Genomic DNA, 14,276 nt, shown 5'->3' with positions numbered 1-14,276 from the left:
CAACTCAGCGCCGGTTTTCATGCTGAAATGGGTCTTTTGTTTTGAAGATTGAGAATTTCGCGTGTGAAGCAGGGTGCCCGGTCGACGGCGATCAACCTTCAGACTTTTAGCGGCCCACTATCTCCTCGTCCGACTAATCAATTGGCTCGGTAGCCGGACCTAGCAAGTGGGCGTCATTCGATAGCCCGTCTTGCTTTACGCCGAACAGCGGACTTCTGCACCACACCGTCCATGTCGCCTATGGGCCACAGGAGACTCATGCACGGCAACAAACAGCGCCTCTATCTGCTACACCGGGACTTATGTAGCGACTATAGTTCGGTCAGATCTACGCGCGGTCGGACGGAACTTCAGGATCATATAAGGCTTGGCCAGTTCGGCGGCGGAGTCATTCTTGGCGATAAAGATCAGCTCCCAAACGATCGCTCGCTATCGTGGAGACATCCGAACTGCTACGATTGTGTTCGTTCTCTCACGATGAGAGAGGGTCGAGAAAATATTTGGACAGGAGAGCAATATGACGATCTACATTTCGCAAGGGCGTTATACTGCCGCAGCGGTTCGCGCTATGACCACAAAGCCGGAAGATCGCTCCGCAGCGATTGCCGAGTTGCTCGCCGCCGTCGGCGGTCGTCTAATCGGTTGGTATCTTACGTTAGGACGGTACGATTGGCTGATAATAGCCGAAGCGCCCGACGAGCGTACCTTGGTTTCGACGGTGCTTGCCGCGGCAGCTGGCGGAAGCCTGTCAGACATAACCACGACCGTTGCGCTCTCGGCCCATGATACAGTGAAGGCTTTCGGCCAGGCGGGTGAGCTTGCGAAGAAGTTCAGATCGGCCGGAGCCGACTACTACGGGGTGCCGGTCGAGTCGGTTGGCGAAATTACAGCCGAACCAAAGTAGAGAGTCTATCATCACTTCCTAGAGGTTCTCCTTTACGACATTTCGCGTCAGCAAGATCATGCGCTCAACCGGCGAGCATCGGGAACAGCTTGGGATCGAGCGCTGCAAATTTGAAGGTGGCGAGATCCCCACCAAGGACGTGTATCTCAAGCCGGTCGTACGCTGACGATGCGCGAACATATGCGCCCGTCCACGTCATGATGACTAGGCTTAGATGCCATCGTCAGCTTGAGTTGCGCTTGCGGTTGGATGTCACTTGTGGGTCACGAGCGTCGATTTCGGTCTGCTCGCCAGATGTCCGCTTACCTCCTATGGGCCAGCTTTTTTGCTGAAGCCCGTCATGTGTCAAATGTAGCCAAATTCCAGCCCCCAGAAATTCCATTGTAACTCATGCTGTCCAAGTTCCGGAGCGCATAAACCTACTCGCCATTGCCGGGACGAATAGCTGCAGCAACACGGTGACGATTGCTAGTCCGCCAGTTGTCCTTTGTTCAAAGGAATGGATGGCCAACATGAAGCACTTGAGAACCGCGACTGTCAGCGGCGACGCCGAAGTCAATCGGGCAATTGGCACTCTGGTTTCGGCCTTTGAAATCGACCCGGTTGCGCGCTGGATGTATCACGCCCTGGATCAGTATCTTTTGCACATCCCTCGACTGTTCCGCGCGCTTGGAGCGAGTTCGTTTGAAGTAGGCGCGGCCCATCGCTCACCCGACGGAGCCGGGGTTGCTATTTGGCTTCCTCCGGGTGCGCGCGGCGATGGTGCACCCATCGTAGCGGTCATTTCAGACAGCCTACCTGGAGATATGCAAAGGGATGTCAGTGCGGTGTTCGAGATGACAGAACATTATCGGCCGACAGAGCCGCACTGGTATTTGTCGCTGATCGGTGTCGAAGGGTCGCATCGAAACAAGGGATATGGAGCGGCTCTCCTTAGGCACGGTCTTCAGCAGTGCGATAGAGAACACCGGGCAGCGTATCTTTGGTCTTCAAACAAGCAAAATACCTCTCTTTACGAAAGACATGGCTTTGAAGTCGTAGCCACAATCCAGATTGGCTCGTCGCCCCCCATCTTTCCGATGCTACGCCGCCCACGTTGATCGTGCTGACACCATGGTGGCAGCAGGGGGTGGCTAGTGTGCGAGCCTAGTGGAGAGGACTTGACGTTCGATATCAGCATTAGTTTTGGGAGCTAAAAATGTCCATGCACTCGCACCAAATGATGGCAAATCATCATGGTCTGGGAATTTGGACCCACCTAGGCGAGACCCTGCACATCTGGCGGCAGCGTTACCAGGACCGTCAGGAGCTCGCCCGATGGACCGACAGGGACCTGCACGACGTTGGCCTCTCATGGAGCGACATCGCCGACGAAGTCGACAAACCCTTCTGGCGGGCTTGATCAGGCAGCCGCGCGCCGGCATGGTCGCGACCATGCAACTCAACGGCTTTGAAACGATGATCTGCAGAATGCGACTTCACGTCCGCTGTGGGTCAAAAGCGCCGTTTTGGCTGTCGGGCGATTACTTCCGCTCTACCCCAATGAGCAGACATTTCTAGTGTCCGACGGCATGTCGCAAACGGGCCATAGGCGACCTCCACGTCCTCATCGGCGCGACCTACCAACAGGAATTTCGCCGGAGCGTTGAGCGCTATTCGACCTTTTGGAAATCGAGCGTGGCTACGGTCTGGCCGTGGATTACGGTCGACGTATACGGCGGTGTTTTTAGCGTGAGTTTTCTTTGTCGTTTATCTCAAAAAATCGGGTTTGCTCCACCTCTCTCAGCTTGAAAACCGCCGATCGGCACGGAGATGCGGTGTGCGAAAAAAAAGCGGAAGGGCGCGGGTGTGCGTGGCCAAAAAAGCCGCTCCGGTGTTACCCGGAGCGTTCCATGACATCATTCGCCCCTCAAGCGAAGCTTGTTGTCCCGTGAAACATTATTTTGAAGTCAACCGATACTCGAACTGCTGTGTGCAGGCGACCTGACCTTTGTCATTCAGGAACTTGCACTGGAACGGTGCCTGACCTTGGATGCCACTGAACTTGCCGGTTCCACCGGTAATCTTGTTCATGCCTTCCAGCGAACCCGATGGCGAGATGCTGCCTGAATAACTTGTAAATATCTTGTCCCCGTCGACGTCGCCCCAAGCGCATGTGCCCTGGGCCGTTCCGGCGCCCTTAACGGTGTCGAGGGTGTACGGGCAGACCACGGCTCCATTGTGCAAGGCGCCGGTGCCCCCATCATTGTAAGTCACCCCCCAGAAGTTTCCAGAGCCAACGACGTGGTCCTCCGCAACCTGTATCGTTTCTCCGAGGCTCTTCCAACCACTATGAAGCTTGAAGGTCCCCGAGCTTGGAACTTCGGTTTTCTGCTGAGCAATAACGGGGATCGCGGACCCGACACAGAGCACACCGATTATGCCGGTCACGAGTAGAGACTTAGCGAACATGCTTCCTCCCCCCCTGATGTACGGTTAACTACGCGCAGGTTGAATTTGTGCGGCTAGCAAACCAAAGATTACTCTTCATCAATTGCTAGATCAATCAGTCACCGCATGCGTGAGCAGGTGCAGTCGCGCGGTATCCAGGCCCGGCCTTTCTTCGCCATCGTCTCGCTGTCACCTTCCTGCCGCTGGCCCCTGCGGGCCGCCGGGCGCACCTTCCTGCGCCCGCCTAGCGGCCCCGCTGAAGCGAAAGGGATGCTACATATTGACCCGACGGGCGCCAACCTTTTGGGGCGTACGGCAGCAATGGGTCATCAGCCTCGGTTGCGCAGCCTTACCGGCATTTCCGTCTACCCCCAAACAGCGGACTTCTGCACCACACCGTCGATAGTCGCCTACGGGCCATAACCGGACTCATGCGCCGCAGCAAACCGCTTCTATTCAATCACCTCGTCGGCGCGAACCAAGCAACGAGGGGGGCACGGGTTTGCCGATCGCTTTAGCCGTCTTAACGTCGATAACCAGCTCGAATCTTGTCGGTTGCTCTACCACCAGATCGGAAGGCTTGATCCCTTTGAGGATCGATCTTGCGCAGTTCGCCGTTGCTTCCCTCAGTGTGCCCGAAACCAAACCAACCGCTTTGCCTAACGCTTTGCGGCTAGTCACCATGCGGTAGCCGTCAGGAGATTCAACGAGGCAACGTTCATGTTTCCTCGCGCGAGAACCCGGCACAGCTAGCCCTTGCGGTCTTGTCGGTCCCATCGGTAGATGCACGGGAAGTCCTGCATTTACTTCACGCCCTCCAAGCTCTAGGGTCGCCGCCTATCTCGGCCAAATGATGGGGGATTTTCTGAGAAAGCCCCCCGGCAACGCGGATGCGGTCGCCGCGCCCATTCGCCTGGACCGAAGCCTACGCCTGCCTGCGAGGAACCGCTAGGGCGCGACGCGCGTTGAGAACGTTCACGGCAGGAAAATCGTAACCGGAGGTGGGTGGTGAATACGATCCCCTCTGCACTTTCAAAGAAGGTGCGACAGCGTTGGGCCGCCCGATATCAGTGGCCATAGGAACTGACTGCGCCAAGGATTTTTCGGATTTTGCAAAATGGTCAGGCTCACGGGCTATTTCGGAAAAAATTAATCAGGCGCGGATGCGTGTGAGACAAGCGGTTGTGGTTGGAGGTTGTATTGTGATTTAATTTTTAATGTGTGCAGGTAGTCGGATGTTTTCATGGATGCTGACGTCGCAATTGTAGGTGCTGGGCCTTATGGGTTGGCGCTCGCCGCATGTTTGCGAGCCGCAGGGGTCGATCATCAAATTTTTGGCCGCCCTATGGATATGTGGCAGCGTCACATGCCGGAGGGTATGCTATTGAAGTCCGACGCCTTTGCCTCCAGCCTTTACGATCCCGGAAATGATTTGCCACTGTCGCGCTTCTGCAAGGAGCGTTCAATCGAATATCACGACGATCTAATCCCGGTTCGCCTGCAGACGTTCGTCGAGTACGGCCTGACGTTTAAAGACCGCTTCGCCCCACATCTCGAAGAAACGATTGTCGACTCACTTCGTCAGGAGGGCGCGGGCTTTGCATTCAACCTGGCGAACGGGACCCGCGTCCTGGCTCGTCGTGTGGTCGCTGCAACCGGCATTGGACACTTCCGCTATGTGCCGCCGCCGCTCAACAGGCTTCCGGCGGAATTTGCTTCGCACAGTTACGATCATCACGATCTCAGTCCGTTTGAAGGCCGTCGCGTCGCGGTGATTGGTGGCGGAGCGTCCGCGATCGACCTGGCGGGCCTGCTGCAGCAGCGAGGTTGCGACGTTCAATTGATCTGCAGGCGCGAGAAGCTCAGGTTCGCGAGCCCGCCGCAGATCAGGCGATCGTTGTGGCAACGTATCAGGTATCCGCGCTCCGGCATCGGGCCAGGCTTGAGGTCGCGGCTCTATACGGATGCGCCCCTGCTTTTCCACCTCATGCCTGAGGCTCTCCGCCAGCACATAGTTAGCCGTCACCTCGGACCCGCGGCGGGATGGCCGATGAGAGACAAGGTCGTCGGGCGCGTCGCTGTGACAAATGGGTGCGAATTGCAGGCGGCGTCGATCACCGATGGATGCGTGGGCTTAGAACTGCGCAACAGGACCGGCGAGGCAATCAGCGTGCGCGCGGACCATCTGATTGCCGCCACGGGTTATCGTGTCGACATTCGGCGACTTTCTTATCTCGATAAATCGCTACTCTTGCGCTTAGCGCACGCGACTCACGCTCCCGTTCTGTCGAGACACTTTGAATCCTCGGTCAAAGGGCTTTTCTTCACCGGACCGATCGCCGCCAATAGCTTTGGGCCCATGATGCGTTTTGCATTTGGCGCTAGCTTTGCCTCCCGTTGTCTCTTGCCAATCTTAAGTCGATCTGTCGCGTACCGTAGTTCCGGCGCAATGGCTGCGGTCGATGGACAGGCGGGGAAATGACACCACGTGTCCTGCTTGCACATGGTATGTCCTGGTCCAACATCGGCCGGTTGGCGATAGCGTTCCGAAAGGCAGGCTTTACAGTAGACGCCGTCGCGCCAGCGCGTCATCCGGTCCATCGGATGCGGTCGCCAAGTCGCACATTCAAATATCGGCCGACCGCGGCGTATGATTCTATCAGGAACGCGGTCGACGCGTCCCAGCCTGATCTCATTGTACCTTGCGACGATCGCGTCGTTGGTCATCTGCATAGGCTGCACAAAGACACATCAGTGGCGCGCGACCGCAGCGACATGCGTAGGATAGCTTCGCTCATTGAGACGTCGTTGGGATCACCATCGTCCTATGAAATCGTCACTCGACGTTCGTCTCTTGCCGAACTCGCACCATTACCCGACGTGCACATTCCACAAACCGCGCATGTTGATAGCGTTGGACACCTGTTGGACTGGATTCAACAGTATGGGCTCCCCGCCGTGCTGAAGCTGGATGGCAGTTCCGGAGGCTGGGATGTGGTTATGATCCGGACGACGCGCGAAGTTGTGCCCAGCCTTCTGAAAGTGCGACTTCACAAAATTGCGATGCGTCGCATGAAATCGCTGCTGTTTGGCGGCGACGTCGAGCCTTTTTTTGTAGCCAGCAGCTTTTCAAGCGGGGGAGTGTGTGTGCAGTCGTATGTTTCTGGTCGCTTGGCCAACTGTGCTGTCGCGTGCTGGCAGGGCGACGTTCTAGCCTCGACGGCGGTGGAGGTCCTACAACGTAGCAGCGACTTTGGGGTGGCAACCGTGGTCCGTCGCGTTAAAGGAGAGCCGATGATCGCTGCCGCCCGTTCTATCACGAAACATCTGCAGCTCTCCGGGTTCTTTGGTTTTGACTTCGTATTGGATCAGTGCAAGCCGCAGGCGAACCTAATAGAGATTAATCCGCGGGCTACTCAGATCAATCATTTCCCAAGTTACGACAGCCCAGATTTGCCATCGGCATTGTTCGGTGCAATTTGCAACAAGGAAGTTCTCAGTTCTTCGGATCGATGGTCAACCGATGAAGTAGCCTTATTCCCCAACGAATGGAACCGGGATCCTGCCAGCGAATGGCTCTCGAAGGCCATTCACGATGTGCCGTTTGAGGAGCCGGAGTTGGTGCGTTATTTCGCACATAGTAGGAGTATCTCCCAGATTATCTCCTCCAAAATCTCGGCGTTCAGATGACACCTCCTTCGAGATCGTTAAGGTATACCGTAACTAGTCATCTGGAACGCAAGTTCGTCGCTTTATATGATAGCTCGAATCTCTGTAGAGGAGAGCGCTTGTGGCGAATGCAGGTGGCGCCCCAGTGCACAGCCTTCGTCCCGATAACGGACGCAACGGTTCGCCAGGCGCGCCTGGGGGACCGGCCATCGAAGAAAAGCATCAAGCGCATGGTGGAGACCATTCATGCGTTGACGGCCCGAACCGGGACAGGGGCAAGGCACCGCAGAGTTGGTGGCGAAGTTGAACCGCACGCTGCGCGGATGGGCGAACTACTTCAATGTAGGCACCGTCACCAAGACGTATCGGGCGACCGACAACTACACCGCTGTGCGGTTGCGCCGTTGGTTGCGCATCAAGCACAGGACGGATCTCGGTCCTCGGTGCGGCCGCTGGCCCGATCGAAGGGGCCTTGGTCAGCCAGACGGGGTATCGCAGCATCGAATGCTGACGGTCAGGGTCGTAATTGCCCACCAGCAGAATGCGAGAGGAAGCGTATCAGGAACAGGGACCTTTTCTGCCAAATCGAGGCCCTTTCTTAAGCCAGTTCGACGTGGGACCGGGGTGATATTGGGCGTAAGCTACTGGTGAATCATATTAACGCAAAAACTGCCCGGATTCCCGATGATGCGGGATCAAGGGTAAATAGAGACTATGTGAGGCAGGTTTTCGGAAGTTCCAGAAGACAAATGAACGTGGTGTCTTCAGCCAGGACGATCGCTAACCATGGGCAAAACCAAGCCTAGCCTGGTCCGGCGCCTTGCGATCGGCCTTGTCGGGCAAGGGCTGTGGCGCGTTGCGGTCGCTCTCAATGCTGTCTTGCTGGTGCCGACGCTGATTGCCCATTGGGGGGTCCAAGGATACGGCCAATGGATGACGATCAGCGCCATCGTCTCGTGCCTTGGTTATGCGACCCTGGGGCTCGTGTCGACAGTCATCAACGACATCATCATGGCTGTGGCCTCGCAAAATCAGGCGCGCGCGCAGCGCAGCTTCCAGATGTCCTGCAATCTGGCGCTGGGACCTTTTCCCATTCTGCTTGCTGCATTGGTTGCAGCGCTGAGCATCCTACCTTTGTCGGTCTGGTTCAACCTGACGGACTTCTCGCGGCTTGATCTAGCGCTGATCCTGGGCTTTGGCGCGCTGCAGCTCAATTTTGAAACCTTGCGCGGCATCATGGCCTCCATTCTGTACAGCCGGGGCAACTATGGGCTGTCATACAACAGCGCCGCTGGCGCCAAGCTGCTGGAACTTGTTTCGGCGATCTCTGCAGTTGCGCTTCTGAACGCGCGCCCCGTCTACCTAGCTGCCCTGATGGCTGGTTTTTCCTGTCTCGACCTCTTCATCGTGACTCTGATGGCGCGTGCCGCCGCTCCCTGGGCCAGGTTAAATCCTCGCCTGATGGACGCGGAATGGCTTCTCCGTCAATTGAAGCCGGGCTTGGGCTTCAATTGCTATAATTTCGCTACGCAGGGCGTGCTCGTGCAAGGACCGCGTCTGGTGCTGGGCATGCTTCTCGGCGGCTCTGCGGTCGCGGTCTATGCGGTCTACGCAACGGCCATGCGGCTGGTCGATCAGCTCTTCATTGCGCTGATTGCACCGGCCGGCGTCGAAATCAGCCACGCTGCGGGACGCGGCGAAGGCGAACAGCTTGTCCGCCTGATCGCCATCGTTGCCCAGCTGTCCGTCCTGGCTTTCCTCGGCGTCAGCGTGTTCCTGATGGCGCTTGGACCAATCATCTTCGAATGGTGGACGCATGACCGTATCGCCTTCCATCATGGGTTCATGGCACTGTATCTGGCGATGTCGGCGGCCTACCTGCCGGGCCGCGTCGCGGCGCAGGTCCTTATCAGCCTCAATGCGATGCGCAGCGCGGCCCTCGGTGGGCTCGCCATCGCGTGCCTTTCGCTTGTCGTCGGCGCCGCCTTCGTACCGATGCTTGGACTGCCGGCGGTGTTGTTCGCCGGCATTTTCGGAGAGATCGCAAGCTCGGCCCTGATGCTGAGCTATCTCAAACGCAGACTTGATTTGCCGCTCGATCACCTCGCGCGCCAGGTTGCCAATGTTTCCGGATCCGCGGCTGTGGTCTGGACCCATGCGCGAGCGATGCTGAGGCGGTAAAATGAGGGAAAACCCGGAGGGCCGAACATTGATGAATTTAGCCGAAAGGTAAGAACGAGACATGCCTTTAAGGAAGTCCCCCGGCCGCCCACATCAACGACTGGCTAAACTCACCGGGCTTGCGGCTACCGGAGTTAAGGTCGTCTCCCAGAAGGTCGCGGTATCCGGCATCTGTGTCGCATGAGGGCTCGCAACACTGGCTCGCCTGTCGCGGCGATGTAATTCGCATGAAGCAACGAAACGCTGGCCTCGACCGCCAAGTTCCCGACGATGGCCGCGATGACGAGCCATCGGATTCTCCATTTATTTCACCTGTAACGCCGAGGCGTTTCAAATTTAGAAATATTCAAGCCACACGCTGTCGTTGATTGCGGAATACCACGGCGCGGCGCTTGTTGTCCGCCGCATGGGCTCGCGACGAACCGTCGTCGGTCCGGTTAGTTCGATTCTAAATTGTGCCGGGGGAATAGTGTGGTGAGGCCGCAAACAACGTGGCCGGGTGGCAAGCACCCGGGCAGTCATTTCGTCATGTCTCGTTGCGTCGGAATTGTCTGCGTCGCCTTGCCGGCATTCGCGGTCAGTTCTGCGCGTGCGCAGACCAGTCCGACGCAGTTGCCCCCGGTGCAGGTCGAGGCGCCGCAGCAACGCGCAAAACCACGGCAAACCGCGAATGCGAACACGAATGGGCCGGCGAGGCGCCGAACGACGCGTGCCAACAATCGGCCGAAGCCCGCGGGGCAGACCGCCATTGCCGCTGACGATGGCAACGGTCCGAACAACAACAATTCGGGCCCCCCGTTGCAGCAAGTGCCGGGTGTCGGCAAGACCGGAACCAAGCTTGGGGACCTGCCCATGAGCGTGCAGATCATCCCGCGGGAAGTCCTGACCGAGCAGGGCGCTATCGCGCTCAGGGATGCTGTTGTCAACGCCAGCGGCATCAATACCGGCGGCCAGGATTCGCTCGGCTATTTCGATCATTTCCTAGTTCGTGGCCTGAATGCGCAGGTCTACACCGACGGCTTCTCCGATGGCGATCAGCTTGGCGGCCTCACGCATTCGCTGAACGGCGTGCGACGTATCGAAATCCTGGAAGGACCGGGCTCCGCGCTGTTTGGAAGTGGGCCGCCCGGCGGCACCGTCAACGTCGTTCACTATGATCCGTCGCCGGTCTTTCACTGGGGATCGAGTCTGCAATTCGGGTCGTTCAGCACCATCGTCAATAGCAATTATGTGACGGGGCCGACGACAATCGACGGGCTCAATTATCGCGTCGATGCGACCTTTGGCGGCGCGCAGGGGTTTCGCGATCTGGGTTACCGCGACTACGAGATTCGCCCTGAATTCTCCTGGCATGTGCAGGACCACACCCTCACTTTCGCGCTTGACGCCCGCCATATCGAGCAGACGCCGGATGCCTACGGCCTGATCTATCTCAATGGCTCGCCCATCAACGGCGTCTCGACCGGTGCGAAATATTCGACGCCATTCTCTTTCGCGAACCAGGACTACATCCGCCCAACGTTGACCGACGCATGGAACGTTTCCGACTATCTGACCATCAATAACCGCTTTTCCTACACGCATCGCGACATCGACGTGATGCGCAACAATGACAGCATGAGTGCGACCGGCACCCACATCGTCGGCAACCAACTGGTCGGCCGTCAGCTCCGCTCGCAGGACGATTCAGATGCGTTTTATGACTATCAGTTCGAGCCGGTCTGGAAGTTCTACACCGGCTCGGTCCATCACACGCTGCTGACCGGGTTCGAGTACCAGCACCAGTTGATGGACACCAACCGCGTGACCGCCGATCTGCCGAACATCACCAACATCTTTGCGCCGACCCCGCCGGAGCTGTCGCCAAATAGCCTGACGTTCCAGTGCGACGCTAAGCATTCCTGCGATCAGAACCATCTTGTCGCGAATTACTACGGCCTCTATGCGACAGACCAGATCGACCTAACTGAAAAATGGAAGCTGCGCGTCGGCGCCCGCCAGGACTGGTACAACACTGAGCTCAATCCGCTGATCACCGTGCCGACCTCGCCCACCAATCCCGCCCCGAGCCTGTTCACCAGCACGGGCGTTCCGATCGTAGCCGGCGTTCCCCTGTTTCGCGACGACAAGCCGGTGAGTTGGAACGTCGGCACGCTCTATCACGTGACGCCGTGGATGGCGCCCTACATCGGCGCCTCCAGAAGCTATCTGACGAACTTCAACTCGGAAAACACCCAGAACGGCATCGGCGCGCCGGAATCGGCGCTGCAATACGAGGCCGGGATTCGCTTCTCCTTCCTGAACGAGCGGGTCGTGCTGAGCACCGCGGCCTTCAACATCTCGCGGGACAACGTTGCAGCGCTCCTGGTCCTCAACGGGGTGGAGACGGTTGTATTTGACAGCCAGCTCACCAACGGCGTGGAAGCTTCGCTGGACGCCAAGATCACCGATCAATGGCATCTGCTTGCCAATGCCACCGCACTGCAGGCGGTGGTGACGTCGGCGCCGCAGGCCGTGACGACTATCGGCAATCACCCGCAGGGCGTGCCGCCGTATATGGCCAACCTCTGGAGCACTTATAAATTCGCGATCGCAGGCATCCCCGGATTCCAGATCGGAATCGGCGCCAACTACCGCGACAAGACCTATAGCGACACGACCAATGTGAACTCCGTGCCCGCCTACGTAATCGGCAACGCGATGGTTGGCTGGGAGAACGCCAATTGGGGCGTCGCGCTCAACGTGAAGAACTTTACCAACGAGCGCTATTTCGTCGCCGCCAACGGTGCCGGCGGCTTCGTCGGCGAGGGATTGGGCGCCCTCCTGACCGTTCGCTATCACGAATAGAGCCAAGTCAGCCGATCGCGACGCACGCGATCGAGGGGTCAGCGGGGAGACGCCAGCGTTACGAGCAAAACGTTGGCGTCGCCTGCCTGGACATCGGCCGATGCCGGTTTCGGGTCCGTTCGGGCAGTCTCTTCGTCTTTTGACACAGGCTCGGTGTGAAACGCGACCGCAGCCTGCACAAGAGCGAGAAGCTCGGGAAGAAGGCCGTCGCCGCGAGCGGCGGCAGCGGCGTGGAAGCTCAGAAAGGATGTCATGGTTCGTCATCTCCTCGGGGCTGCATGGAGCCCGCCCTGAGGCCAATCCCTGCCATGCACGCGATGACGGAGCACTCCGCTTCTTCCTCTCAAATCGGAAGCCGCGCCTCAAATCTCGGCACGTTCGGCAGTGTCGATGCCTCTGTCGTTAGATGGACGAGGAATCGCAGGACGATCGTTCGCGGTCCAATAACTTGCGCTTGCGTTCGGCGCCCCAGGCATATCCCGAAAGCTCTCCGTTATTGCGGACAACGCGATGGCAGGGAATGGCGACCGCCAGATTGTTTGCTGCGCACGCACCGGCAACCGCACGCGCGGCGTTCGGAGAACCGATACGGCGGGCGATCTCGGCATAGGAAACTGTTTCTCCGACGGGGATCTCCTTGAGGGCCTGCCACACACGTCGCTCGAAGGCCGTGCAGCGAACGTCGAGAGGCAAATCGAGGCCGATGGCTGGTACTTCAACGAAGCCGACGACCCGCGCGACCAAGGCCTCATAGTTGCGGTCTGCCCCGATGAGATGGGCTTTTGGAAAGCTGTCCTGAAGATTGCGGACGAGCTCGTCAGGGTCGTCTCCCATGAGAATCGATGCGACTCCCTTCTTGCTCGATGCAACGAGGATGGCGCCCAGAGACGTCTGCCCGACAGCGAATCTGAGCTCCTCATCCACGCCACCAGCGCGATAGTGGGATGGAGTCATGCCCAGCATCTCCGGTGCCTTCTCATAGAATCGGCCGCTGGAATTGAAACCGGCTTCATAGATCGTCTCGGTGACGGTGTTACCGCAGGCCAATCCTTGCCGGACCCTCTTCGCGCGGTGTGCTGCGGCATAGTCCTTGGGTGTCAGGCCGGTCGCGGTCTTGAATATGCGGTGGAAGTAGCGCGGACTGCGACCGATGGCATCTGCAAGTTCAGCCAGCGACGACGCCTCTTCGCTCTCCTCGATGATCCGGCACGCCTTTGCAACCAGGGCCGCATTCTCAGATTCGACCGAAGGGCCGTCCGGCTTGCAGCGCCTGCAAGGCCGGAAGCCGGTTGCCTTGGCCTTTTCCAGGGTGTCGTGAAGTTGAACATTCCTCGGGTTGGCGGCGCGCGACGGACACGACGGTCGACAATAAACGCCAGTTGTCGAAACCGAATACCAGAAATGGCCGTCGGCAGTCCGGTCGCGCGTTACAATTCGTGCCCATCGGGGATCATTTGCCACTGGCGGCGCGGAGAGCGGGGTCATAGTGGGCGCTGTGGTCATATTGCATGGCTTCATGGTGCCGGATCGTGGCTGAGCGTCGGCGTGAGCTGATGATGCTGAATTGTCGGTCCGGCTGCCCGGCATTGCCACCCGATTTCCGTCGCGCTGCGGTCGAACGGAATGGTCGAAAAGCAAAATGAGGTCCGCACCGTGTCTGCGGACCTCATTGCACTGTCGTTGATCGCCGCCGGCGGCTCGGCCTGGATCAAGCCGCCTTGAGGAGCCCGAGTTGGGTCAGCGCAGTTACGCCGTCATCGAGGCCGATCTCCTGGACGATCTTGCCGTTGATGACCTTCAGCACCGTCGTGCCGGTGAAGTGCATCTTGCGGCCGGTCGCGGCCGGAAGCCTGCCGATCAGGAAGTCGCTGAACGCCGAACCCGTGTGGGTGCCGCCGCCTTCCCATTGTCCGACGACGTAGTCGCCCTCGGCGAGGAGATCCGCCGTTCCCCAGAAATTGAGATCGGGGAACGCTGCCCGGAAATCGGTCATGAAGGACTTGATATCGTCGCGACCTCGGCGGGGCTCGTGCAACGAATATTTGAGCAGCATGTCGGGTGCTGCGATTTCGTCAATGACCCCGAGATTGACGTTCTTGCCCCAGAATTCAGTAAACCATCGTCCGACGATGGCCTTGTTATCTTGTTCCGTGCTCATGGCATATCTCCTCGTGATCTGTCTCGTGAGGATCATCGAAGCCGATCGACGACCTGGGCGACTGATTACGCTGGAGGCGGTCGCGTT

At 58.4% G+C, this 14,276-nt stretch carries 11 protein-coding genes and 1 pseudogene; 8 read left to right on the top strand and 4 right to left on the bottom strand.

All coding sequences use genetic code 11. The annotated features are described in order from the left end of the window. Positions 1–517 precede the first annotated feature (517 nt). The 3 genes from A3AI_RS0108720 (at position 518) to A3AI_RS0108705 (ending at position 2,306) form a co-directional block, all read left to right on the top strand. Positions 518–904 (top strand): GYD domain-containing protein, encoded by a 387-nt coding sequence (locus A3AI_RS0108720; protein WP_024515223.1) that lies wholly within the window; start codon positions 518–520, stop codon positions 902–904. Between the two features lie 503 nt (positions 905–1,407). Continuing rightward, positions 1,408–2,004: a GNAT family N-acetyltransferase gene (locus tag A3AI_RS46085; protein ID WP_084800863.1), complete on the top strand. Its 597-nt coding sequence runs from the start codon at positions 1,408–1,410 to the stop codon at positions 2,002–2,004. A gap of 98 nt (positions 2,005–2,102) precedes the next feature. Next, entirely contained in the window at positions 2,103–2,306 is a 204-nt protein-coding gene (locus A3AI_RS0108705) for a DUF1127 domain-containing protein (protein ID WP_024515221.1), read from the top strand. Between the two features lie 536 nt (positions 2,307–2,842). On the opposite strand, the gene A3AI_RS0108700 is transcribed toward A3AI_RS0108705, so the two are convergent. Then, positions 2,843–3,355, bottom strand: coding sequence for a hypothetical protein (locus A3AI_RS0108700; protein WP_024515220.1), 513 nt, complete (start codon positions 3,353–3,355; stop codon positions 2,843–2,845). A gap of 1,222 nt (positions 3,356–4,577) precedes the next feature. Between A3AI_RS0108700 and A3AI_RS0108690 the strand changes: the two genes are divergently transcribed. The 5 genes and pseudogenes from A3AI_RS0108690 (at position 4,578) to A3AI_RS0108675 (ending at position 12,031) form a co-directional block, all read left to right on the top strand. Next, positions 4,578–5,816: an NAD(P)-binding domain-containing protein gene (locus A3AI_RS0108690; RefSeq protein WP_024515218.1), complete on the top strand. Its 1,239-nt coding sequence runs from the start codon at positions 4,578–4,580 to the stop codon at positions 5,814–5,816. 272 nt (positions 5,817–6,088) lie between these two features. Then, positions 6,089–7,024 carry an ATP-grasp domain-containing protein gene (locus A3AI_RS42405; protein ID WP_198030077.1) on the top strand — a complete coding sequence of 312 codons (936 nt, stop codon included), beginning with the start codon at positions 6,089–6,091 and terminating at the stop codon, positions 7,022–7,024. Positions 7,025–7,285: 261 nt separating this feature from the next. Then, positions 7,286–7,654 (top strand): annotated as a pseudogene (locus A3AI_RS50190) (group II intron maturase-specific domain-containing protein); the annotation flags it as partial. A 135-nt stretch (positions 7,655–7,789) separates the two neighbouring features. After that, on the top strand, positions 7,790–9,184 hold the full coding sequence (locus A3AI_RS0108680; RefSeq protein WP_024515216.1) for a lipopolysaccharide biosynthesis protein: 1,395 nt from the start codon (positions 7,790–7,792) through the stop codon (positions 9,182–9,184). Between the two features lie 528 nt (positions 9,185–9,712). Continuing rightward, positions 9,713–12,031, top strand: a complete 2,319-nt coding sequence (locus A3AI_RS0108675) for a TonB-dependent receptor (protein ID WP_024515215.1) — start codon at positions 9,713–9,715, stop codon at positions 12,029–12,031. 38 nt (positions 12,032–12,069) lie between these two features. Here the strand turns inward: A3AI_RS0108675 and A3AI_RS0108670 are convergent, their stop codons facing one another. The 3 genes from A3AI_RS0108670 to A3AI_RS0108655 form a co-directional block, all read right to left on the bottom strand. Next, entirely contained in the window at positions 12,070–12,285 is a 216-nt protein-coding gene (locus A3AI_RS0108670; RefSeq protein WP_024515214.1) for a hypothetical protein, read from the bottom strand. Positions 12,286–12,433: 148 nt separating this feature from the next. Then, positions 12,434–13,516: a bifunctional DNA-binding transcriptional regulator/O6-methylguanine-DNA methyltransferase Ada gene (gene ada, locus A3AI_RS0108665; RefSeq protein ID WP_036047761.1), complete on the bottom strand. Its 1,083-nt coding sequence runs from the start codon at positions 13,514–13,516 to the stop codon at positions 12,434–12,436. 223 nt (positions 13,517–13,739) lie between these two features. Further along, positions 13,740–14,189: an ester cyclase gene (locus A3AI_RS0108655; protein WP_024515212.1), complete on the bottom strand. Its 450-nt coding sequence runs from the start codon at positions 14,187–14,189 to the stop codon at positions 13,740–13,742. Positions 14,190–14,276 lie beyond the last annotated feature (87 nt).

The sequence above is a fragment of the Bradyrhizobium sp. Tv2a-2 genome, assembly GCF_000472425.1.
In the GTDB taxonomy this organism is placed as follows: domain Bacteria; phylum Pseudomonadota; class Alphaproteobacteria; order Rhizobiales; family Xanthobacteraceae; genus Bradyrhizobium.
The sequence above is the reverse complement of the archived record's forward strand: the minus strand, read 5'-3'. Positions and strand labels throughout refer to the sequence as shown.

What these genes read in the sequence shown, in the direction of transcription:
- A3AI_RS0108705 (WP_024515221.1), top strand. Translation starts at nt 2,103, where the DNA reads ATGTCCATGCACTCGCACCAAATGATGGCAAATCATCATGGTCTGGGA.
- A3AI_RS0108675 (WP_024515215.1), top strand. Translation starts at nt 9,713, where the DNA reads ATGTCTCGTTGCGTCGGAATTGTCTGCGTCGCCTTGCCGGCATTCGCG.
- A3AI_RS0108670 (WP_024515214.1), bottom strand. Translation starts at nt 12,285, where the DNA reads ATGACATCCTTTCTGAGCTTCCACGCCGCTGCCGCCGCTCGCGGCGAC.
- A3AI_RS0108700 (WP_024515220.1), bottom strand. Translation starts at nt 3,355, where the DNA reads ATGTTCGCTAAGTCTCTACTCGTGACCGGCATAATCGGTGTGCTCTGT.
- A3AI_RS0108690 (WP_024515218.1), top strand. Translation starts at nt 4,578, where the DNA reads ATGGATGCTGACGTCGCAATTGTAGGTGCTGGGCCTTATGGGTTGGCG.
- ada (WP_036047761.1), bottom strand. Translation starts at nt 13,516, where the DNA reads ATGACCCCGCTCTCCGCGCCGCCAGTGGCAAATGATCCCCGATGGGCA.
- A3AI_RS46085 (WP_084800863.1), top strand. Translation starts at nt 1,408, where the DNA reads ATGGCCAACATGAAGCACTTGAGAACCGCGACTGTCAGCGGCGACGCC.
- A3AI_RS0108720 (WP_024515223.1), top strand. Translation starts at nt 518, where the DNA reads ATGACGATCTACATTTCGCAAGGGCGTTATACTGCCGCAGCGGTTCGC.
- A3AI_RS0108680 (WP_024515216.1), top strand. Translation starts at nt 7,790, where the DNA reads ATGGGCAAAACCAAGCCTAGCCTGGTCCGGCGCCTTGCGATCGGCCTT.
- A3AI_RS0108655 (WP_024515212.1), bottom strand. Translation starts at nt 14,189, where the DNA reads ATGAGCACGGAACAAGATAACAAGGCCATCGTCGGACGATGGTTTACT.